Annotated in this window: 20 protein-coding genes; 11 read left to right on the top strand and 9 right to left on the bottom strand. The window is 71.4% G+C overall.

The features are described 5' to 3' along the window. The first annotated feature begins 96 nt into the window (after positions 1 to 96). Genes ABT057_RS07415 through ABT057_RS07425 form a run of 3 tightly spaced genes read left to right on the top strand, consistent with a single transcriptional unit; the run spans position 97 to position 3089 of the window. On the top strand, positions 97 to 1092 hold the full coding sequence (locus ABT057_RS07415) for a FecCD family ABC transporter permease (protein ID WP_502973820.1): 996 nt from the start codon (positions 97 to 99) through the stop codon (positions 1090 to 1092). Between the two features lies 1 nt (position 1093). Next, complete coding sequence (locus tag ABT057_RS07420; RefSeq protein ID WP_352341501.1) at positions 1094 to 2182, top strand: FecCD family ABC transporter permease; 1089 nt, start codon at positions 1094 to 1096, stop codon at positions 2180 to 2182. Between the two features lie 4 nt (positions 2183 to 2186). Then, the gene (locus ABT057_RS07425; RefSeq protein WP_352341502.1) at positions 2187 to 3089 is read left to right on the top strand and encodes an ABC transporter ATP-binding protein; all 903 of its coding nucleotides are present in this window, start codon (positions 2187 to 2189) and stop codon (positions 3087 to 3089) included. Between the two features lie 56 nt (positions 3090 to 3145). Here the strand turns inward: ABT057_RS07425 and ABT057_RS07430 are convergent, their stop codons facing one another. Then, positions 3146 to 4099, bottom strand: a complete 954-nt coding sequence (locus ABT057_RS07430) for a methionyl-tRNA formyltransferase (RefSeq protein ID WP_352341503.1) — start codon at positions 4097 to 4099, stop codon at positions 3146 to 3148. Between the two features lie 54 nt (positions 4100 to 4153). Here ABT057_RS07430 and ABT057_RS07435 point away from each other — a divergent pair, with 54 nt between their 5' ends. Beyond that, positions 4154 to 5512 carry a lysine N(6)-hydroxylase/L-ornithine N(5)-oxygenase family protein gene (locus ABT057_RS07435; protein WP_502973813.1) on the top strand — a complete coding sequence of 453 codons (1359 nt, stop codon included), beginning with the start codon at positions 4154 to 4156 and terminating at the stop codon, positions 5510 to 5512. A gap of 107 nt (positions 5513 to 5619) precedes the next feature. On the opposite strand, the gene ABT057_RS07440 is transcribed toward ABT057_RS07435, so the two are convergent. The 4 genes from ABT057_RS07440 to ABT057_RS07455 are packed head-to-tail and all read right to left on the bottom strand — an operon-like array spanning position 5620 to position 9221. Beyond that, a complete protein-coding gene (locus ABT057_RS07440) occupies positions 5620 to 6690 on the bottom strand; it encodes an L-idonate 5-dehydrogenase (protein WP_352341505.1) in 1071 nt (356 codons plus the stop codon). Positions 6691 to 6727: 37 nt separating this feature from the next. Next, positions 6728 to 7498 (bottom strand): SDR family oxidoreductase, encoded by a 771-nt coding sequence (locus ABT057_RS07445; protein WP_352341506.1) that lies wholly within the window; start codon positions 7496 to 7498, stop codon positions 6728 to 6730. Between the two features lie 20 nt (positions 7499 to 7518). Then, positions 7519 to 8586, bottom strand: a complete 1068-nt coding sequence (locus tag ABT057_RS07450; protein ID WP_352341507.1) for a D-2-hydroxyacid dehydrogenase — start codon at positions 8584 to 8586, stop codon at positions 7519 to 7521. Beyond that, positions 8586 to 9221 (bottom strand): RraA family protein, encoded by a 636-nt coding sequence (locus ABT057_RS07455; protein ID WP_352341508.1) that lies wholly within the window; start codon positions 9219 to 9221, stop codon positions 8586 to 8588. Before ABT057_RS07455 ends, ABT057_RS07450 begins: the two co-directional genes overlap by 1 nt. Before the next feature lie 235 nt (positions 9222 to 9456). Here ABT057_RS07455 and ABT057_RS07460 point away from each other — a divergent pair, with 235 nt between their 5' ends. The 7 genes from ABT057_RS07460 (at position 9457) to ABT057_RS07490 (ending at position 16088) form a co-directional block, all read left to right on the top strand. After that, the gene (locus tag ABT057_RS07460; RefSeq protein ID WP_352341509.1) at positions 9457 to 10809 is read left to right on the top strand and encodes an MFS transporter; all 1353 of its coding nucleotides are present in this window, start codon (positions 9457 to 9459) and stop codon (positions 10807 to 10809) included. Between the two features lie 22 nt (positions 10810 to 10831). Further along, positions 10832 to 11638 carry a 5-oxoprolinase subunit PxpA gene (locus tag ABT057_RS07465; RefSeq protein ID WP_352341510.1) on the top strand — a complete coding sequence of 269 codons (807 nt, stop codon included), beginning with the start codon at positions 10832 to 10834 and terminating at the stop codon, positions 11636 to 11638. Positions 11639 to 11644: 6 nt separating this feature from the next. After that, on the top strand, positions 11645 to 12385 hold the full coding sequence (locus tag ABT057_RS07470; protein WP_352341511.1) for a 5-oxoprolinase subunit B family protein: 741 nt from the start codon (positions 11645 to 11647) through the stop codon (positions 12383 to 12385). Beyond that, positions 12382 to 13395, top strand: a complete 1014-nt coding sequence (locus ABT057_RS07475; RefSeq protein ID WP_352341512.1) for a 5-oxoprolinase subunit C family protein — start codon at positions 12382 to 12384, stop codon at positions 13393 to 13395. The genes ABT057_RS07470 and ABT057_RS07475 overlap by 4 nt, the downstream gene beginning before the upstream one ends. Before the next feature lie 76 nt (positions 13396 to 13471). Then, on the top strand, positions 13472 to 14257 hold the full coding sequence (locus ABT057_RS07480; RefSeq protein ID WP_352341513.1) for an SDR family oxidoreductase: 786 nt from the start codon (positions 13472 to 13474) through the stop codon (positions 14255 to 14257). Between the two features lie 35 nt (positions 14258 to 14292). Further along, the gene (locus ABT057_RS07485) at positions 14293 to 15468 is read left to right on the top strand and encodes a pyridoxal phosphate-dependent aminotransferase (RefSeq protein ID WP_352341514.1); all 1176 of its coding nucleotides are present in this window, start codon (positions 14293 to 14295) and stop codon (positions 15466 to 15468) included. Positions 15469 to 15500: 32 nt separating this feature from the next. Continuing rightward, the gene (locus tag ABT057_RS07490) at positions 15501 to 16088 is read left to right on the top strand and encodes a TetR/AcrR family transcriptional regulator (protein ID WP_352341515.1); all 588 of its coding nucleotides are present in this window, start codon (positions 15501 to 15503) and stop codon (positions 16086 to 16088) included. A gap of 63 nt (positions 16089 to 16151) precedes the next feature. Here the strand turns inward: ABT057_RS07490 and ABT057_RS07495 are convergent, their stop codons facing one another. From ABT057_RS07495 to ABT057_RS07510, 4 genes are read right to left on the bottom strand one after another with little or no spacing between them, the layout of a single operon-like run. Continuing rightward, entirely contained in the window at positions 16152 to 16826 is a 675-nt protein-coding gene (locus tag ABT057_RS07495) for a 4-carboxy-4-hydroxy-2-oxoadipate aldolase/oxaloacetate decarboxylase (RefSeq protein WP_352341516.1), read from the bottom strand. Positions 16827 to 16835: 9 nt separating this feature from the next. Next, a complete protein-coding gene (locus ABT057_RS07500) occupies positions 16836 to 18059 on the bottom strand; it encodes an aspartate transaminase (RefSeq protein WP_352341517.1) in 1224 nt (407 codons plus the stop codon). A gap of 3 nt (positions 18060 to 18062) precedes the next feature. Continuing rightward, on the bottom strand, positions 18063 to 18806 hold the full coding sequence (locus tag ABT057_RS07505; RefSeq protein WP_352341518.1) for an SDR family oxidoreductase: 744 nt from the start codon (positions 18804 to 18806) through the stop codon (positions 18063 to 18065). Between the two features lie 53 nt (positions 18807 to 18859). Continuing rightward, positions 18860 to 20170: an MFS transporter gene (locus ABT057_RS07510; protein ID WP_352341519.1), complete on the bottom strand. Its 1311-nt coding sequence runs from the start codon at positions 20168 to 20170 to the stop codon at positions 18860 to 18862. Positions 20171 to 20186: the final 16 nt, after the last annotated feature.

Consider the following 20186-nt stretch of genomic DNA (forward strand, 5'->3'; position numbering starts at 1 on the left):
CTGAGGTTATGCTCACCTTACCTGCGAACAAGGCACCCCCGAACGGGCGATGACGTGGAGAGGCCAGTGGCTCCAGGCAGAAAGCTGCGCAGCTCGGTGCTGGTCGGCGTCCTCGTCGGCCTCCTCGTGCTGCTTTCCCTGCTCTCCGTGGCACTGGGCGCCCTGAGCATCCCGCTCGACCAGGTCGTCCGGACCCTGTTCGGGGACTCGCCGAGCAGACTCGTCGACAACGTGATCTGGTCGGTGCGGATCCCGCGCACCCTGCTGGGGCTGACGACCGGAGCCGCGCTCGGCATGTCCGGCGCGCTGATGCAGGCGCTGACCCGCAACCCGCTCGCCGACCCCGGCATCCTCGGGGTGAGCGGCGGCGCGTCGTTCGCGATCGTCGTCGCGGTCGGCGTGTTCGGGGTCTCCTCCCTGTACGGCTATGTGTGGTTCGCGTTCGCCGGGGCGTTCGTGGCCAGCGTGGTCGTGTTCCTCCTGGGCCGGCTGGGACGCTCCGGGGCCACCCCCGTGAAACTCGCCCTCGCCGGGGTCGCCGTCACGTCGATGCTGTCGTCGGCCACGAGCGCGATCGTCCTCACCGACCCGGACGCCCTCGACCGCTACCGCTTCTGGTCGGCCGGTTCGCTCGCCGACCAGGACTCCGGTGAACTGCTGCGCATCGCGCCGTTCCTGGCGGTCGGCGCCGTCCTCGCGCTCGCGAGTGCCCCCGCCCTCAACAGCCTCGCCCTGGGCGACGACGTGGCGGCCTCGCTCGGCCGCCGGCTCGGTCTCGTACGGCTCCGGGGTGTCACCGCGGTCGTGCTGCTCACCGGCGCGTCGGTGGCCGTGATCGGCCCGGTGGTCTTCCTCGGCCTGGTCGTGCCGCACATCGCGCGCGTCCTGGCAGAGGCGGCCGGCATCGGCCCCGACCACCGCTGGCTGCTGCCGCTGTCGGCGGCGATCGCGCCACTGCTGCTGCTGACCGCGGACATCGTCGGCCGGCTCGCCGCCAGGCCGACCGAGATCCAGGCGGGCGTGCTGGTGGCCTTCATCGGCGGTCCGTTCTTCATCGCCCTGGTACGCCGACGGAAACTCGCGGAGGTGTGAGGTGCCCGTCCGGTCCGCTCCCCCGGTCACCCCGCCGGTGCCGTACACCCGCCGCGGCCGGCCCTTCCGGCTCGCCGTACCGCCCGTGTCGGGCATCCTGCGGCCCCGGCTGCTGCTGACCGGGGTCCTGGTCGGCGTCGCCGCCTTCCTGCTCTTCTGCTGGGGGCTCACCCTCGGCGACTACCCGGTGGCGTTCGCCGACGTGGTGCGCGCGCTGTGGGGCGCGGGCGATCCCGGGACGGTCGTCGTCGTGCAGGACCTGCGGCTGCCGCGCGCGCTCACCGGACTGCTCGTCGGGATCGCCTTCGGGGTCTCCGGCGCGGTGTTCCAGACGATGACCCGCAACCCGCTGGCCAGCCCCGACATGATCGGGCTGACCGCGGGGGCCGGTACGGCCGTGGTGGCCGCGACGGTGCTCGGCTGGACCGGCGGGCTCGGCCTGCAGACCCTGGGCCTGCTCGGCGCCCTGGTCACCGCCCTGCTCGTGTACACGCTGGCGTGGAAACGCGGGGCGACCGGCTACCGGATCATCCTGGTCGGCATCGGCGTGTCCTGGATCTGCACCAGCGCCACCGACTTCCTGGTGGCCCGCGGCAACCGGTTCGAGGCGCAGGCGGCGGTCGGCTGGCTGGTGGGCAACCTCAACGGCCGTACCTGGGACCAGGTGAGCGACCTCGCCCTGGCGATGGCGGTGCTGCTGCCGGTCACCCTGTGCATGGGCCGCTGGATGCGCACACTGCAGCTCGGCGACGACGTGGCCGCCGGGCTCGGCACCCCCGTCCAGAAGGTGCGGCTCGCGCTGCTGCTGGCGGGGGTGGGGCTGGTCGCCTTCGGTACGGCCGCCGCCGGGCCGGTCGCCTTCGTGGCCCTGGCCTCCCCGCAGATCGCCCAGCGGCTCGCCGGGACCTCCTCCCCGCCGCCGGTCGTCTCCGGGCTCACCGGCGCCCTCGTCGTCCTCGGGTCCGACCTCGTCGCCCGCGAGGCGATCCCGGGTACGGAACTGCCCGTGGGAATCGTCACCGGTGTGCTCGGCGCACCGGTACTGCTCTGGCTGCTCATCCGCGCCAACCGCGCGGGCTCAGGAGGCTGATCGCATGGCGTCCACCGACTCGCCCACGCTGCGGACCGGACTCGACACGGGGCAACACCCGCTCCCCGGGCCCCGGTTGACCGCCCAGGACCTCCATCTCGCCTACGACGGACGGACGGTGGTGGAGGGCCTGGACCTGGCCGTCCCGACCGGCCGGATCACGGCCATCGTCGGCGCCAACGCCTGTGGAAAATCAACCCTGTTGCGTGCCCTGGCCCGGCTGCTGACTCCGCGGCAGGGAGCCGTGGAGCTGGACGGCGCGGCGCTGCGCTCCATACCCACCCGGGAGTTGGCCCGCAAGCTCGGCATCCTGCCGCAGACGCCGGTGGCACCGGAGGGGCTGACCGTCCTCGACCTGGTCGGCCGGGGACGCTCCCCGCACCAGACGTGGTGGCGGCAGTGGTCGGCGGCGGACGAGGAGGCCGTGCGCGGCGCCCTGGCGGCGACCGGTCTGACGGACCTCGCCGACCGGCCCGTCGACGAACTCTCCGGCGGCCAGCGGCAGCGGGCCTGGATCGCGATGGCGGTGGCCCAGGGCACGCCCGTCCTCCTCCTCGACGAGCCGACGACGTACCTCGACCTCGCCCACCAGATCGACGTGCTGGACCTGATCACCGACCTCAACCGGCGCGAGGGCCGCACGGTGGTCATGGTCCTGCACGACCTCAACCAGGCCTGCCGGTACGCCGATCACGTCATCGCCATGAAGGCGGGCCGGGTCGTCGCCGAGGGCGCACCGGCCGAGGTGGTGACCGAGGAGACCGTGGAACACGTCTTCGACCTGCGCTGCCGCGTCACGACGGACCCGGTCAGCGGCACCCCCCTGGTGATCCCGCTGGGCCGCCACCACGACGACTCGCCCACGGAAGCACCCGCCGCCGCGGCCGACCGAGGGGCGACGGCCTGAGCGGGGACGGCCCGGCCGGCGCCCCCTTGCACGGATGACGGCTGTCGGCCTACGGCTTACGGACGCGACGTCAGATAGCCGCCCATCGTGCGGAAGTAGTCCGTCGCGGCGAGTTCCGTGCCGTCCTCGGTGCGTATGCGGCGGACGAGGAGGCCGGGGGCGCGGCCCGTGTGCGCGTCGGGTCCGGCCACGACGACCACGCCGTCGCCCTCACGGATGAAGATCCGGCCGGGCGTGCCGCCGTAGCGGCCCTCCGAGACGGCCGCGGAGACGATCCTGAGGCGCTGCCCCCGGTGGAAGGCGTACGCGTTGGGGTACGGGTCCGACTGGGCCCGCACGAGCCGCTCCAGCCGCTCGGCGGGCCAGCTCCAGTCGATCCGGCTGTCCTCGAGCGACCGCTTGTGGAAGAAGCTCGCCCGGCGGCGGTCCTGCGGCTGCCACTGCCCGGCGTCCCGCCCGGAGGCGATCAGGTCGAGCGACTCCCGAACGATGGGGGCGATGAGGTCGACGGTCCGGTGGAACAGATCGGTCGCGGTGTCGGTCGGCCCGACGACCACGGACCGCTGCACCAGGATGTCGCCGGCGTCGAGTTCGCCGTTCATCCGGTGCGCGGTGACCCCCACCCGCTCCTCGCCGTTGACGAGGGCCCAGATGATGGGCGAGAAGCCGGCGTACGACGGCAGCAGCGAGTCGTGGACGTTGAGCGTGCCGTGCGGCGGCAGGTCGAACAGCTCCGGCGGCAGCCAGGTACGCCAGTTGTTGGCCACGATGATGTCGGGCCGGGCCTCGCGCACCGCGGCGAGCAGCTCGGCGTCGTCGGGCCGGTTGCGCAGCAGCACGGGAACGGCGTGCTTCTCGGCGAGTTCGGCGACGTTGTCGTCCCAGATCTTCTCGTAGGCGTGCTCGCTCTTCGGATGAGTGACGACGAGGACGACCTCGTGATCGGAATCGAGCAGCGCCTGCAGGGTGCGGTGACCCCAGGTCTGGTAGCCGAGCATGACGACCCGCATCGCGGTTCTCCCCTTCGACGACTCCATTGCTAGGTAAGGCTAACCTTATCTAACATGTGGCTGCCTGAGGGAGGCGATGCCACGGTGAAGTCACCGCTCGCAGAATCCGACATCGTCCATGATGTCCTCGGAATCGGGTTCGGCCCGTCGAATCTCGCACTGGCCATAGCAGTTGAGGAACACAACACGGGTAGCCCGCGGGAGGAGCGCCTCTCGGCCTGCTTCCTGGAACGCCAGCCCCGGTTCGGCTGGCACCGGGGCATGCTCATCGACGATGCCACGATGCAGGTGTCGTTCCTCAAGGACCTGGTCACCCTGCGCAACCCGACCAGCGACTTCAGCTTCCTGTGCTTTCTGCGGGAGCAGGACAGACTCATCGATTTCCTGAACCAGAAGACCCTTTTCCCGCTGCGCGCCGAGTTCCACCAGTACTTCGAGTGGGCCGCGGACCGGATGGGGCATCTCGTCGAGTACGGCAGCGAGGTCACCGCCGTCGAACCGGTGCGCGACGAGGACGGCCGCGTCGCCTTCTTCGACGTGTTCAGCCGGGACCCCGGCGAACCCGGCCGCACGATCCGGCGCCGGGCACGCAACATCAGCGTGGCGATGGGCCTGGAACCCCATGTGCCACCGGGCCTGGAGCTGTCCGAACGCGTCTGGCACAACAGCCGGTTGATCCCGGGTGTGAGCGAACTCACCGCAGCCGGACGGTCGGTGCGCCGTGCGGTGGTCCTGGGAGCCGGACAGAGCGCCGCGGAGGCGGTCGACTACCTGCACCGCTCCTTCCCGGAGGCGGAGGTCTGCGCGGTGTTCGCCAAGTACGGCTACACACCCGCCGACGACAGCCCGTTCGCCAACCGCATCTTCGACCCGGATGCGGTGGACGTGTACTTCGGCTCTCCGGCCGAGGTGAAGCAGTCCCTGATCGACTACCACCGCTCGACCAACTACTCGGTGGTCGACATGGAGTTGATCGAGGCGCTGTACGCCACCGCGTACCGCGAGAAGGTGGCCGGTCACGAGCGGCTGCGCTTCCTGAACGTCTCCCGCATCCGGGACGTGCGGGACAGGGCGGACGGCCCGCTGGACATCGCCGTGGAATTCCTCCCGACCGGCGAACACCACGTGCTCGAGGCCGATCTGCTCGTCCTCGCCACCGGTTACCGCCCGCGCGACCTGACCCGGCTGCTCGGCGAGTCGGCCAAGCTCTGCCTGCGGGACGACGGCGACGCGCTGCGCGTGGGCCGCGACCACCGGGTGGAGACGGCACCGGAGGTCACGGCCGGCGTCTACCTCCAGGGCGGTACGGAGCACACGCACGGGCTGACCAGCACGCTGCTGTCGACCACCGCGGTCAGGGCGGAGGAGATCCACCGGTCCCTGCTGAAGGGACGTTTCGCCGACGCCGTCTGAGGCATCGTCCGAGCCGATGCCGCCCAGGGTCACCCGTCACCCGCCGCCCCGGACGGGGGCGGGTGACCCACGCGGGGACGGGTTTCCGCCCTGCCGCGGACGGCGGTTCAGCGGCCGCCCGCCGGCGCGGCGGCGTCTTTGAAGGCGAGGAGCACCTTGCCCGAGACCGAGGCGTCGGAGGCGACGGCGAACGCCTCCAGGGCCTCGCCGGCCGGGAAGACATGGGTGACGACCGGCCCGATCGGCAGGGAACCGTCGGAGACCGCCGCGATCACCTCGTCGATCTCGTCGTTGAAGCGGAACGAGCCGATGAGGCGGAGTTCCCTGGTGATGGCGTGCGCGACGGGGACGGGCTGGTCGCCGTTCGGCAGCAGGCCGACCATGACGACCGTTCCGCCACGGGTCGCGCCGCTGACGGCGGACGCCAGACCGCGGTGGTTGCCGGAGGACTCGATCACCACGTCCGCGTCCACGGCGGCGACGGCCTCGGTGTCGGTGGCCGTCAGGGTCCGGGTGGCCCCGACGGCGGACGCGATGCCGAGAGGCTTCTCGTGGAGGTCGACGGCCACGATCTCGGCGGCTCCGGCGCGCCTGGCGACCGCGACGGCGAGAGCGCCGATGGGCCCGCTGCCCACGACCAGGACCCGCTTGCCGCCGAGATCGCCCGCCTGCGACACGGCGTGCCAGGCGACGGCGGCCGGCTCGACCAGCGCCGCCACCCGGAGGTCGGTTCCGTCGGGCAGGGTCCGGAGCATCGCGGCGGGCAGCACGACCTCGTCGGCGAAGGCCCCCTCCGTGTGCGGGAACCGCGCGGCCGAGCCCAGGTAACGGACCCCGGGAGAGAGGTTGGGCCGGTTCTCGGGGAACCGGACGTCGGTGTGCTCGTGCGTGGCCGGGTGGACCGCGACCCGGGTGCCCGCGGCGGGGCCGGTGCCGTCGGCGGCGGCCCGCAGGACGGTTCCGACCACCTCGTGCCCGAGCACCATCGGTGCCCGCAGGACGGACTCCCCGACCGCGCCGTGCCGCCAGTAGTGCAGGTCGGAACCGCAGATGCCGCCGTAGGCGACGGCGACGACGGCCTCCCCGGGCAGGGGCGGCCGGACGGCGATCCGCTCGACACGGAGGTCGTCCGCGCCATGGGCGACGACCGCGGTGGTGGTGCGGGGACTTGGGTTCATGGACCTTTCCGATCTCGGCATGACCGCTGCCGGGGTGTCAGACGACGACCGTCATCCCGCCGTCGATGAAGATGACCTGGCCGTTGACGTAGTCGGACGCGCCGGACGCCAGCCACACGGCGGGGCCGACCACGTCGGCGACCGTCCCCCAGCGCCGGGCGGGGGTACGGCCGAGGATCCAGGTGTTGAACTGCTCGTCGTCCACGAGGTTCTGCGTCATCTCGGTGTGGATGTAGCCGGGCGCGAGCCCGTTGATCTGGAGCCCGTCGCCGGCCCACTCCGCCGTCATGACGCGGGTGAGGTTGCGCAGGGCGCCCTTCGCCGCGGTGTAGGGGCCGATGGTGGGCCGGGCGAGGTCGGTCTGGACCGAGCAGACGTTGACGATCTTTCCGGCGCGGCGCGGCAGCATGCGGCGGGCGACCTGCCGGCCGACCACGAAGGCGCCCGTGAGATCGGTGTCGACGACCCGGCGCCAGTCGTCGAGGCTCACGTCGAGGAGGGGCTCGCGGTGCTGGATGCCCGCGTTGTTCACCAGGACGTCGATCGCGCCCACCTCGGACTCGACGGAGTCGACGGCCCGGGCGACGGCGTCCTCGTCGACGATGTCGAAGGCCCGTGCCGCCACCCGGCCGTCGCCGAACCGCTCGGCGAGCGCGGTGCGCGTCGCCTCCAGCCGGTCCGGGTCCACACCGTTGAGGACGATCGTGGCGCCGGCGTCCGCGAGGCCCTCTGCGATGCCGAGGCCGATGCCCCGGCTGGAACCGGTGACCAGGGCGACCCGGCCGGTGAGGTCGAAGGGTGAGGTCATGTGCTGAGTCGTCTTCCTGGTCAGTAGAACTCGACGGTGTTCACCCGGTTGAGCAGGTCGTGTCCGTCGAGGAGCCGGGTGGCGTTGGCGGCGAAGAGTTCGGCGATGAGCCGGTCCTCCGCGGCGCTGAGCGCGGCGGTGTGGGGGCTCACCAGCACATGGTCGTGGTCCCAGAGCGGGCTGTCGGCGGGCAGCGGTTCCGTCTCGAAGACGTCCAGCGCGGCGAAGCCGACCCGGCCGCAGGCGAGGGCGTCGATCAGGGCGGCCTCGTCGACGACGGTGCCACGCCCGACGTTGACGAGGGTCGCGCCGGGCCGGAGGGCGTGGAAGAACCGCTTGTCGAGCAGGTGCCAGGTCGCCGCGGTGCCGGGCAGCGTGTTGACGACGGCGTCCACGGAGGGTGCCACCTGAACGATGCGGTCGGGACGGACGACCTCGGCCACGCCGGGGACGTCGACGTCCCGCCTGCTCGTGCCGACGACCCTCGCGCCCAGCGCGTGCAGTTTCGCGGCGACGACCCGGCCGATCCCGCCGAGGCCCAGCACGAGCACGGTCTGCTCGCTCACCTGCCGCATCGTCCAGCGGCCGGTCCACTCACGGTCACGCTGCCGGCGGCTCAGCCGGGGCAGATCCTTGGCTCCCGCGAGCACACCGAAGACGGCGAACTCGGCGAGCGGCTGTCCGTGCACGCCCGCCGAGGTGGTGAAGGCGACCCGGTCGAGTTCCGCGGAGCCGAGTCCCGCCGCCTCGACCTGGCTCCCGCCGCCGGCCGCCATGGTGTGCACCCAGCGCAGCCGCCGGTTGGCGCGAACCGTGCGGGCCAGCGCGGACGGGTCCACGTCGGGGATGCCGTACAGGGCGTCGGCGGAGTCGAGGAGCTCGTCGTACGCGCGCTGCTGTCGCGGGGTGCGCCGCCAGGACGGATCGCCGGCGAAGTCGGCGGGCCAGCGCATCGGCGGGAGGAGCGCGTGGTCGACGAGGAGATCGATCCTCGGCTCCAGCTCCCGGACACGCGCGCAGTTCTCCGCGGACAGCGGAGCGGCGACGGCGACCCGGAGCCGGCCCGCCGCCCGGGCTTCCGCCCCCATCAGGCGGCCCGCTTCCGCAGGGCCTCCACCTCGGCGTCCAGGTCCGCCTCGCGGGCCACGATCTCCTCGACCGCCGCGAGGGCCTCCTCGGCGCGGTGCGGGGGGATGACGATCACACCGTCGGCGTCGGCGGCGACGATGTCCCCGGGGTTCACCACGACCCCGCCGAGGGCGACGGGCTCGCCGATCGTGCCCGGCCCGTTCTTGAAGGGGCCGGCGGGCGTCAGTCCGCGCGCGAAGACGGGGACGCCGAGCTTCTCGATGATCGCGCCGTCGCGCACATAGCCGTCGACGACCGCGCCGACGGCGCCGAACACGTCGAACCGCTGGGCGAGGTTGTCGCCGATGACGGCGCGGCCCTCGTAGCCGAAGGCGTTGATGACCAGGATGTCGCCGGGTCGGATGTGCTCGAGTGCGGCGATCACGGCCTTGTTGTCGCCCGCGACGGTGAGCACGGGGAGCGCGGTGCCGACGGCCCGGGCCCCGTTCCAGACCGGGGCGATGCCTCCGTCGACGATGTTCAGCCGGTCGAGGGCGTCGCCGAGGTTGGCCACGGAGTGCTCGCGGAACCGGTCGAGCACACGGCGGTCGGCACGTGCCCACCCCGTGGTGACGCGCACGTTGTCCTGGGTCATCGCAGGCCCCTTCCAAGAAATGCGAAACTTTTCGCGTTTTGAAGAGCCAGTCTGCACCCATCCACCGCGCCGGACAAGAGGCCGCGATCACGTAGTAGCTGCAACAACCACGGAAACATGGCGGAATCGCAAGGTTGACACAGATGCAACTTCAACCCTTGACCGCCCCGAGAATGCGAACTTATTCTCATTCGCGATTCAAGTCGCACCTCGGCTCGAGACCGGAAGTGGGCCCATGGCAACGTCAGATCGGCTCGGTATCACCACAGATCCCTCAGAGACAGCGGTCGACGTCGTCACCGCACAGCACAAGGTCGTCCGGAAGGCGACCGTCGCGGGCGCCATCGGCTCCTTCGTGGAGTGGTACGACTACGGCATCTACGGCCTGCTCGTCACCTACCTCGCGATCAACATCATGGGCGAGGCCGAGGCCGGAGGGCTCTTCCTCACCAACCTCGGTTTCCTGATCAGCTTCCTCGCACGCCCCTTCGGCAGCGTGATCTGCGGGTACCTCGGCGACAAATTGGGGCGCAAGACGCTCCTGGCCGTCCTGCTGGTGCTCATCTCCGGGGCGACGGCCGCGATCGGCCTCGTCCCCTCCCACGCCGCCATCGGGGTCGGCGCGCCCGTTCTCCTGGTCCTGCTCCGGGTGCTCCAGGGCTTCTCGGCGGGCGGCGAGGTCGCGGGCGCCATGTCGTTCGTCGGCGAGTACGCCCCGGACGCGCGCCGCAACTACATGATGAGCTTCATCGCCGTCGGCTCCTTCGTGGCCCTGATGTTCGGCAGCACCGTCTCCGCCGTCCTCATCACCACGCTCGGCGACGACGCGATGACCTCCTGGGCCTGGCGGATCCCCTTCCTGCTCGCCGTACCGCTCGGGTACGTCGGCTTCTACATCCGCAGCCGCCTGGAGGAGACCCCGCACTTCGCGGCCCTGCGCGAGGAGAAGACCGTCGCCCGCAACCCGCTGCGCGAGGCCCTGACCTCCCCGCGGCACCTGAAGGCGATCGCGCTCACCATCTTCCTGCCGGCGCTCAACGGCCCGGGCTACTACCTGCTGTTCGCCTACATGCCGACCTATCTGAAGACCTCGCTCGGCGACCACAACTTCTCGATGGTGCGGGCGCTCATGGTCACCGCGTGCAGCCTGGTCGCCATCGTGATCAGCATCCCGCTGATGGCCCGGCTGTCGGACCGCATCGGCCGCAAGCCCGTGCTGGCCGTCTCCGCCGTCGCGATGGGCGTGGTCTCGTACCCGATGTTCCTGCTCATCACCACCGGCAGGTTCGGCCTCGCGTGTATCGGCACCGTCGTCCTCGCCATCGCCTTCTCCGGCCACGCCGCGGTGGTGCACACCATGCTCGCCGAGATGTTCCCGACCAGCGTGCGCTACTCCGCGTACAGCATCGGCTTCAGCATCTCGACGATCATCTTCGGCGGCAGCGCCCCGCTGCTGATGACCGAGCTCATCGAGTCGACGGGGTCCAACCTGATACCGGCGTTCGCCTCGATCCTCACCGCCGCGATCACCCTGGTCACCGTGGCGTTCCTGCCCGAGACCAAGGGCCGGCCGCTCGCGTCCCACTGAACCCCACTTCGGGAGACACACCATGGCATCCGCAACCAACTCGGTAGCAGTCGTCGCCGACCTCGGCGAGAGCTTCGGCAACTACACGATCGGCGACGACGCCGCCCTGCTCGGCCTCGTCACCGCGTCGAACATCGCCTGCGGTTTCCACGCGGGCGACCCCCGCATCATGGACCGCACGGTCGCCGACTGCGTGGAGCGCGGCATCGAACTGGGCGCCCACCCCGGCTACCCCGACCTCGTCGGATTCGGCCGCCGGCTCATCGAGGCCACGGAGGAGGAGATCCGCACCGACGTCCTCTACCAGCTCGGAGCGCTCGACGCCTTCGCGCGGGTGCATGGCGGCACGATCAGCCATGTCGCCCCGCACGGCCGCATGGGCTCGATAGCGCAGACCGACGCCAAGCACGCCCGCGCCATCACGGACGCCATCGCCGCGTACAACAAGGACTACATCGTCATCTGTCAGCGCGGCCTGCTCGCCGAGGAGTCCCGCGCGCGCGGACTGGAGGTCGGCTACGTCTTCCTCGCCGACCGCGGCTACGGCGACGACGGCATGCCCGTCCCGCGCTCGCACGAGCAGGGCCTGGTCCACGACCCCGAGCTCATCGGCGAGCGCTGCGTCCAGGTCGTGCGGGAGGGAACCGTGCGCTCGGTGGACGGCAACGTCGTACCCCTCGGCCACGACGTGGACGTACTCCTGCTGCACGGCGACCACCCCGAGGTGCTGGCGAACGGCCTCGCCCTGCGGGCCGCGTTGAAGGCAGCGGGTGTCGACGTCACCGGGCTGAAAGACGTGTTGGCCGAGAAGGCGAAGGCCTTGGTCTGAAGCCCCGTGACCGCCGCACAGTTCCCCGCCGTCACCGTCGAGCCCTTCGGGGACTCGGCGGTGACGGCGAGCGTCCCGCACCCCGACCCGGTCATCCGCAGGACCGCGATCGTCGCCCTCCGGGACCGGTTCCTGGCACGCCGCCCGCCCGGCGTGCTCGACGTCGTCTCCGGTCTGGAGTCGCTGCTCGTCGAGTTCGACCCGCTGCGGACCTCACCCCAGCACGTGGAGTACGCGATACGGCTGCTGGCGGAGCACCTGCCGGACGAGCCTGCCGGGCGGTCCGCGCGGTCGGGCACGGCCCTGCGGTTCGCCGTCCCGGTCGTGTTCGACGAGGAGACGGGACCCGATCTCGCGTCCGTCGCCGAAGAGGTGGGCCTGGCACCCGCCGAGGTGGTCGAAGCGATCGCGGAGTCCACGTTCACCATCTCTCTGCTGGGCGCGGCGATGGCCCCGATGATGGACGGGCTCCGGGTGCCCCGGCCGGTCCGCCGCCGCGCCGAGCCGCGCACCGACGTGGCCCCCGGAGCGATCATGATCGCGGGCACCAACGCGATCATCCAGCCGTTCCCGGGTCCGACCGGCTGGCGGGTGGTCGGGCGCACCCCGCACACCATCGTCGACATCTCACGCCCGGACCCGGTCTCGTTCGGCACGGGAGACATCGTCCGCTTCGTCCCCGTCACGCGGGACGAGGCGGCGGCGCTGGACGCGGGCTTCCTGATGCCGGTGGAGGTGCCCGTATGAGAGGCACCGGGATCACCACGGTGGGCCTCGACATCACCCGCACGGGGTGGGTCACGACGTTCCAGGACCTCGGCAGGCACGACACCGAGCGCCGCGGCGTCCCCACCGGCGGCGCGGCCGACCAGCACTCGGCGGCCGTGGCGAACGTCCTCGTGGGCAACCCGCGGGGCGCCACGCTGATCGAGAATCTCGGGGGCGAGCTGGCGTTCGTGCCCGACGCCGACGTCCTGGCCGCCGTGACCGGCGCCCCCGCCCGGGTCACCGTCGGCGGCGCGCCGGTCGACAGCTGGTCGCCGGTCGTCGTGCCGGCGGGCCGGGAGATCCGCGTGCGCGGCGACATGGGACGCGGCGCCCGGAACTACCTGGCCGTGGGCGGTGTGCTCGCGGCGCCGACCCTGCTGGGGAGCGCGGCCCCGGACGCGCGGATGGGATTCACGCAGACCCTCGGGGCGCGGGTCCTGCTGGAGTCCGGGTTCCGGGGGTTCGGGCGCGGTCACTTCACTCCCCTGCTCCTCCGCCTCCCCGTCCCCGTCCTGCGCTGCCCGGAGGGGCCCTGGACCGTCGACGTCGTCGAGAGCTACGGCGCCCGCTCGATCCCCGGGGTCCGCGAGCTGATCGCGGAGTCCTCGTACGTCGTCACCGCCCGCTCGAACCACGTCGGCCTGCGGCTCGAGGGGCCGGTTCTGCACCCGGACACGGACGCCGAGATCGTGTCGCACGGGGTGCCGATCGGGGCACTGCAGATCCCGCACGCGGACGAACTGATCGTCCTCGGCCGGTACCGGAGTCTGACGGCGGGCTATCCGATCGTCGGCGTCGCGTCGCGGGCGTCGCTCCCGCTGCTCGGGCAGGCCGGGCCCGGCCGGGAGCTGCGGTTCCGATGGGTGGACCGGGAGACCTCGGTGCGCCGGTCCGCCGAGCGGGAGGGCGAGCTGCTCGCGCTGGAGCGGGCGACGGCGGCGGTGTTCGGCGCGCTCGGCTTCACGGCGCACTTGATCCACCATAGATGAGAAACTATTCTCACTTGATACGGATATCTCACATGTGGCTGTCTCACATGTGGCTTTCCCACACGGAGGAGGAACGGTGACGAGGACCGCGCTCATCACAGGCGCAGGCAGCGGAATGGGCCTGGAGACCGCACGCCTGCTCGCCCGGGACGGCATCGCCGTCGCCCTCGTCGGCCGCCGGCAGGAGGCACTCGACAAGGCCGCGGCGACGATCCGCGCCGAGGGAGGGACCGCCCTCGCCCTCGCGGCGGACATCACCCGCACCGACGACGTGACCCGTGTCCTCGACCGGATCCACGCCGGACTCGGCCCGGTCGACGTCCTCGTCAACAACGCGGGCAGCTCGTCGTCGGTGCTCAACCCGCAGTGGCTGCCGCACGACGAATGGCGCCAGGTCCTGGACGTGAACCTCACAGCGGTCTTCCAGCTCACCCAGGCCGTACTGCCCGGCATGCTCGGCCGCGGCGGGGGCACCATCGTCACCGTCTCCTCGCTCGCCGCCGTCAACCCCACCCTGCTCGGCGGGGCCGCCTACGGAGCGGCCAAGGCGGGGGCCCGCAACTTCATGACCTTCCTGCACAACACCTTCCGCAACCAGGGCCTGCGGGCCATCACCGTGCTGCCCGGCGAGGCGGACACCCCGATCCTCGACAACCGCGCCCGGCCCCCCGCTCCGGAGGAACGCGCCCACATGCTGCGGCCGGAGGACGTGGCGGAGGCCGTCCGCCTCGCGGTCACCCTTCCCCAGCGGGTCGTCCTCCAGGAGATCGTCGTCGCCCCGACCCGGCAGCGCGACACCTCGGCCGACCTCGAGATCAGCCGTTGGGCGGGCGCACCCGCCGACGCCGGCCCCCAGGTCTGATCCCCCTTTCCCCCAGCAGCCTCCAGGAGGAGCGCATGCCGCCCACCGCCACCACCACCGCGCCGCTCCCGTTCGCGCCCGCCGGAGCCGTCGCCCGGATCGCCGCCGCCTCCCGCCGGACGCAGCAGCCCCAGTCCGGAGGCGACCTCGTCTCCCTCGCCATGGGTGAGCCCGACTTCGACACGCCCGCGCAGGTCACCGAGGCCGCGAACGCGTCGCTGCGCGCCGGACGCACCCACTACTCGCCCCTGCTGGGCGAACCGGCGTTGCGCGAAGCGCTCGCCGAGAAGCTCGGCGGCATCGCCGGGACACCGGTCTCCGCCGCCGACATCCTGATCACCCAGGGCGGCACCGCCGGTCTCGCCGCGTCGATCCTCGGCATCGTCGACCCGGGCGACAAGGTGGTCGTCCCCGACCCCACCTACTCCCTCTACGCCGACCTGGTGAACATGGCCGGCGGAGTCGTCGTCCCCGTCCCGCTCGCCCCCGACCTGCACTGGGACCTCGACCGACTGGCCGTCGCCCTCGACGGGGCGAAGCTCTTCGTGTTCTGCAACCCGGGCAACCCCACCGGAATCGTGCACGGGCGAGCCGAGCTGGAGGCGCTCGCCGGACTGCTCGACGGCACCCCGACCCTCGTCATCTCCGACGAGGCCTACGCCGACCTGGACTTCACCGGCCGGCCATTCACCTCCGCGCTCTCGCTCGACGGCCTGCGCGACCGTACGGTCTACTGCCAGACCTTCTCCAAGAGTTACGCGATGACCGGCTGGCGCGTGGGCTACCTCTGGGGCCCCTCGCCCCTCATCCAGGCCGCCGCGCGCATCCACAACACCTTCAACGGCTCGGTGAACACGGTCGCCCAGGACGCCGCGCTCGTCGCGGTCCGGACCTGCGACGCCGACATCGCGAGGATGCGGGCGGAGTACGAGGCGCGCCGCGAGATCATGCGGACGGAACTCGCGAGGATCCCGGGCCTCACGCTGAGTTCCCCCGAAGGCGCGTTCTACCAGTTCCCGCGGTACGACCTCGATCTGCCGTCGGCCGAGGTCGTGGCGGCACTGCGCACGACGTACGGCGTCGCCGTGCGGCCGGGCGGCGAGTTCGGCGCCCGGGGCGAGGGCCACCTGCGGTTGTCGTACGCTGCCGACGCGGAGTCCATCACCGAGGGCGTCCGTCGTCTGGCCAACGGCCTCGCGGACCTTCGGTGAACGCCGTCTTCACGCACACGGGGGGTCGACCCATGCGCAGTGACACCCAGCGCAACCGCCGACAGCTCATCAAGGCCGCCGCCGAGTTGTTCGAGAACTCGCCGACGCCGGTCAGCCTGGCCGAGATCGCCAAGCGCGCCGAGGTGTCCACCGCGACGGCCTACCGGCACTTCTCCTCCGTCGAGGAGGTCCTGCACGCCTTCCGGGCCCAGGTCGGCTCCGAGCTGCTCGACTTCAGCGCGGCGCAGACGACCCGCGGCATGCAGCGACTCGAGGCGGTGTCCCGCTGCTGGGTGTCGCTCGTCCTCGAACACGGCGGAGCGATGGCCCAGATGCGCTCGCACCGCGGCTATCTGGAGCGGCTGCGCGAGGGCACCGGTTATCTCGCCCCACAGGCCGAGGCGCTCACCGAACCCCTGCGGCAGACCACCGAGGACCTCGGACTCGGCGACCTCGGGGACGAGGCGCTGTACCTGTGGAACGTCCTGTTCGACCCCCGCGACATCCTCGACCTCATCAAGAGCGGCCGCACCGAGGACGAGGCCGCCTCCCGCCTCGTGGCCGCACTGCGAGGCGCCCTCATCGGCTGGTCGACGGCACCGGACCGGAGGGACGACTGAGACGAACGGCCGCGAGTCCTGCCGGGGCTGGTGTCCCGGCAGGAAACGTTGCCTGCCGGGACACTAGTCCTCGACCACCAGCCCCTTCGCCTCGAGGAGCGGGGCGAGACCGCAGACGTCGATGACCGTTCTGCCCGCCCGGTAGGCGGAGATGTAGCCGGCCTCGGCGTCGACCCGCTCCTGTGCGGCGGCGGCCACCTCGGCGGCGTCCTCGCGGCGGACGACGACCACGCCGTCGGCGTCGGCCCGCATCACGTCACCGGGGCGGACGAGCACTCCGCCGACGGTGACCGGCTCGCACATCGGTCCGACGGTCTCCTTGACCGTGCCCTTGATGGACACGCTGCGGGAGAAGACGGGGAAGCCCAGGGCGCGCAGATCCTCGGTGTCCCGGACGCCGGTGTCGGTGACCAGGCCGCCGAGGCCCTTGGCCCGGCAGGCGTTGGCGAGGACGTCGCCGAAGGAGCCCGCCTCCTCGTAGGCCCCGGCGGACACGACGACGACGTCCCCGGGGCGGGCGTAGGCGATGGCGGTCTGCAGCATCAGGTTGTCGCGCGGTGCGCACTGGACGGTGAAGGCGGGGCCGCACAGGGACATGCGGTGGTCGACCGGCTTGACGACCGAGTCGAGTGCACCCAGCCGCCCCTGTGCCTCGTGGATGGTGGCCGAGGAGAAGGCACGCAGCCGTTCGACCAGAGCGGCGTCCGGCCGCTCGAACTTCGTGCTGACGCGGATCATGACGACCTTTCAGACGGAGGCGGGGGCGGCGGACAGGTCGGCGCAGGCCGCCGCGAGGCGCGCGCACGCCTCGGTGAGGACGTCCGCCGACGTGGCGAACGAGATGCGGAAGTAGCCGGGTGCGCCGTACGCGGCTCCGTGGATCACCGCCACCTGCCGGCTGTCGAGCAGGTGGCGGGCGAAGTCCTCGTCGTCGCGTATCCGGCTTCCCGACGGTGTGCACCACCCGATGGCGTCCTGGCAGTTCACCAGGAGGTAGAACCCTCCGTCGGGGACGGTGCAGCTGAGCAGGGGAATGTCGTTGACGAGTTTCACCGTGGCGTCGCGGCGTTCGCGGTAGACGCGCACGGTCTCCCGGACGAAGTCCTGCGGTCCCGTGAGGGCGGCGGCAGCGGCGGCCTGGCTCACGGAGGAAGGGCAGGAGGAGATCTGGGACTGCAGCGTGTTGACCGCGGTCACCAGGTCCGCCGGGCCCACGCCGTAACCGAGGCGCCAACCGGTCATGGCGTACGTCTTGGAGACGCCGTTGGTGAGGAACAGCCGCTCGGCCAGGCGGGGTTCGAGGGCCGCCAGGGACGGGGCGGCCTCCTCGCGGTACCAGATCTCGTCGTAGATCTCGTCGGTGAGGACGCGCACCCGGGGATGTTCCAGCAACACCCGTGCCAGCGCGCTCAGTTCACCGGCGGTGTAGGCGGATCCGGTCGGGTTGCCGGGGGTGTTGAGGACGACCCAGCGGGTTCGCTCGGTGATCGCCGCCCGGAGCCGCTCGGGAGTCAGCTTGAAGCCGTCCGCCTCGGGGCAGTCGACGACGACCGGGGTGCCGTCGTTCGCGCGGACCATGTCCGGATAGGACACCCAGTACGGGGCGGGGACGACGACCTCGTCCCCTTCGTCCAGGGTGGCCATCAGGGCGAGGAAGATGACCTGCTTGGCTCCGCCGCCGACCGTGATCCGCGCGTCGTTGTACTCCAGCCCGTGCCGCTCGCGGAGTTTCCCGGCGATCGCCGAGCGCAGCCGCGGGGTGCCGTTCACCGGGGTGTACTTGGTCTCGCCCGCCTCGATCGCCTCGATCGCGGCGGCCTTGACGTGCTCGGGGGTGTCGAAGTCGGGCTCGCCGACGGTGAGGTCGAGGATGGTGAGCCCCTGGCTCTTGAGTTCGCGTACCCGCTGGGCGGCCGCCGTGCTGGGCGAGGGGTTGATACGCCGCACGCGCTCCGCGATGTCCATGCCCATGGCTCAGCCCTCGCGGCGCTCGAAGTTGAGGCCGCCGGGGACCTGGAAGGTGGGCAGGATCTCGATGTGGCCGATGTTGACGTGCCGGGGCGAGTCGACGGCGAACTCGATGGAGTCGGCGATGTCCTCGGGCTTGAGGGACTCGTAGCCGTCGTAGAACCGCCGCCGGGCCTCCTCCATGTCTCCGAGCAGGCGGCCGAAGATCTCCGTCTCCACGCGCCCCGGGCAGATCTCGGTGACGCGGACCCGGCTTCCGTAGCCGTCGACCCGCAGCTGGCGGGAGAGGGTGTGCACGGCTGCCTTGGTTGCGTGGTAGATGGTGTTGCCGCCGAAGTTGTAGACGCCGGCGATGGAGCTGATGTTGACGATGTGGCCGAGGTCGCGCTCGACCATGCCGGGCATGAGCAGCCGGACCAGGTGCAGGACGGCCTGGATGTTGACGGCGATCTGCTCGTCGACGGCGAACTCGTCGGCGGTCAGGATGTTGCCGGTGCGCGAGACACCCGCGTTGTTGACGAGGACGTCGATCTCCAGGCCGTCCAGTTCGGCGGTGAGCGCCTCGGTGTCGGTGATGTCGACGGCGTGCGGGACGCATCCGGTGTCGCGGGCGAGGGCGTCGAGCCGTTCGGCGTTGCGCGCCACCGCGTGCACCTCGACGCCGCGCTTGGCGAGCCGCTCGACGACCACGGCTCCGATGCCGGTCGACGCTCCGGTGACGAGGGCCGTCCTGTAGTCGGAGATGGGCATGCTGGTGTGCTCCTTGGTGTGGGGGTGTGCGGGTGTGCGGGTGCGTGGGTCCGTCAGGCGTCGCGCAGGGGCAGGTGGGCCCGGTCCGTCACCCGCGAGACGGCGATGAGCGTGCCGAGGGCGGTGACGACGGCGTAGAAGGCCGGCATGTCGACGTTGCCGGTGCGGTCGATGAGGTAGGTCATCAGCAGCGGGGCGGTGCCGCCGAAGAGCGCGGAGGACACGTTGTAGCCGAGGCCGTAGGCGGAGTAGCGCACCCGGGTGGGGAAGAGCTCGACGAGCAGGATGTGGATGACGCCGGTGTGCCCGGCGAACACGACGGCCATGACGCAGGCGCCGACGACGGCGAGGGCGACGTTCCCGGTGCCGATCAGGAGGTAGCAGGGGATGCCGACGACGGCCATGGCGACCGCGGCTGAGGCGATGACCTTCTTGCGTCCGACCCGGTCGGACAGGCGTCCCATGCAGGGGATGGCGAAACAGATCGCGACCAGGCTGGAGGCGGTGACCAGGAGACCCTGGACCTTCGTGAAGTCCAGCTCGCTGCTCATGAAGGTGGGCATGTAGCTGAACAGGACGTAGTAACCGGAGCCGTTCATCAGGGGGATGAACAGGGCCAGCAGCATGGCGCGGCGGTGCTCGGCGGAGGCGAACGCCTCCTTGAGGGGGTTCTTGGCCAGGCCGCCTTCTTCCCGCAGGCGCGTGAAGTTGGGGGTGTCGCTGATGCGCTTGCGGATGTAGATGCCGGTGACGCCGAGCGGGACGGCGAGCAGGAACGGGATGCGCCAGCCCCAGGACTCCATGCGCTCGCTGCCCAGGCCGCTCGTCATGGCGGCGGCGATCAGGGTGCCGGTGAGCAGCGAGAGGAACGAGGCGATCTGGGCGTAGCTGGTGTAGACGCCGCGTTTTCCCTCCGGGGCGTGCTCGGCGAGGAAGCTCATCGCGCCGGACGCCTCGCCGCCGACGGAGAAGCCCTGGGCGACGCGCAGCAGGATCAGCAGGGCGGGCGCGGCGACGCCGATGCTCGCGTAGGCCGGCAGGACGCCGATGGCGGCGGTGGCGACGCTGATGAGCAGGATGACGAAGACCAGCATCCGTTGGCGTCCGATGCGGTCGCCGAGGTGACCGCAGATGATGCCGCCGAGGGGGCGGAAGAAGAAGGAGACGGCGTAGCCGAGGAAGACGAGCTGGATGGCGTTGTCGGAGCCGGGGAAGAAGACGGCGGCGAGCGTACCGGCCATGAAGCCGAAGATGCCGTTGTCGTAGAGCTCGGCGAAGATGCCGACACAGCCGGCCAGGGTGACCTTTCTGGCTGCTGCGGGGTCGACGGTGTTGGGTACCGGCTGAGCGGCCATGGTGGTCATGGCGTCTCCTGTCCTG

Source organism: Streptomyces sp. NPDC002588, assembly GCF_040295925.1.
Lineage (GTDB): Bacteria > Actinomycetota > Actinomycetes > Streptomycetales > Streptomycetaceae > Streptomyces.

Coding starts and splice junctions, on each gene's coding strand:
- ABT057_RS07460 (WP_352341509.1), top strand. CDS start 9,457: ATGGCAACGTCAGATCGGCTCGGTATCACCACAGATCCCTCAGAGACA.
- ABT057_RS07455 (WP_352341508.1), bottom strand. CDS start 9,221: ATGACCCAGGACAACGTGCGCGTCACCACGGGGTGGGCACGTGCCGAC.
- ABT057_RS07490 (WP_352341515.1), top strand. CDS start 15,501: ATGCGCAGTGACACCCAGCGCAACCGCCGACAGCTCATCAAGGCCGCC.
- ABT057_RS07440 (WP_352341505.1), bottom strand. CDS start 6,690: ATGAACCCAAGTCCCCGCACCACCACCGCGGTCGTCGCCCATGGCGCG.
- ABT057_RS07465 (WP_352341510.1), top strand. CDS start 10,832: ATGGCATCCGCAACCAACTCGGTAGCAGTCGTCGCCGACCTCGGCGAG.
- ABT057_RS07435 (WP_502973813.1), top strand. CDS start 4,154: ATGTGGCTGCCTGAGGGAGGCGATGCCACGGTGAAGTCACCGCTCGCA.
- ABT057_RS07495 (WP_352341516.1), bottom strand. CDS start 16,826: ATGATCCGCGTCAGCACGAAGTTCGAGCGGCCGGACGCCGCTCTGGTC.
- ABT057_RS07425 (WP_352341502.1), top strand. CDS start 2,187: ATGGCGTCCACCGACTCGCCCACGCTGCGGACCGGACTCGACACGGGG.
- ABT057_RS07510 (WP_352341519.1), bottom strand. CDS start 20,170: ATGACCACCATGGCCGCTCAGCCGGTACCCAACACCGTCGACCCCGCA.
- ABT057_RS07475 (WP_352341512.1), top strand. CDS start 12,382: ATGAGAGGCACCGGGATCACCACGGTGGGCCTCGACATCACCCGCACG.
- ABT057_RS07500 (WP_352341517.1), bottom strand. CDS start 18,059: ATGGGCATGGACATCGCGGAGCGCGTGCGGCGTATCAACCCCTCGCCC.
- ABT057_RS07505 (WP_352341518.1), bottom strand. CDS start 18,806: ATGCCCATCTCCGACTACAGGACGGCCCTCGTCACCGGAGCGTCGACC.
- ABT057_RS07430 (WP_352341503.1), bottom strand. CDS start 4,099: ATGCGGGTCGTCATGCTCGGCTACCAGACCTGGGGTCACCGCACCCTG.
- ABT057_RS07485 (WP_352341514.1), top strand. CDS start 14,293: ATGCCGCCCACCGCCACCACCACCGCGCCGCTCCCGTTCGCGCCCGCC.
- ABT057_RS07445 (WP_352341506.1), bottom strand. CDS start 7,498: ATGACCTCACCCTTCGACCTCACCGGCCGGGTCGCCCTGGTCACCGGT.
- ABT057_RS07450 (WP_352341507.1), bottom strand. CDS start 8,586: ATGGGGGCGGAAGCCCGGGCGGCGGGCCGGCTCCGGGTCGCCGTCGCC.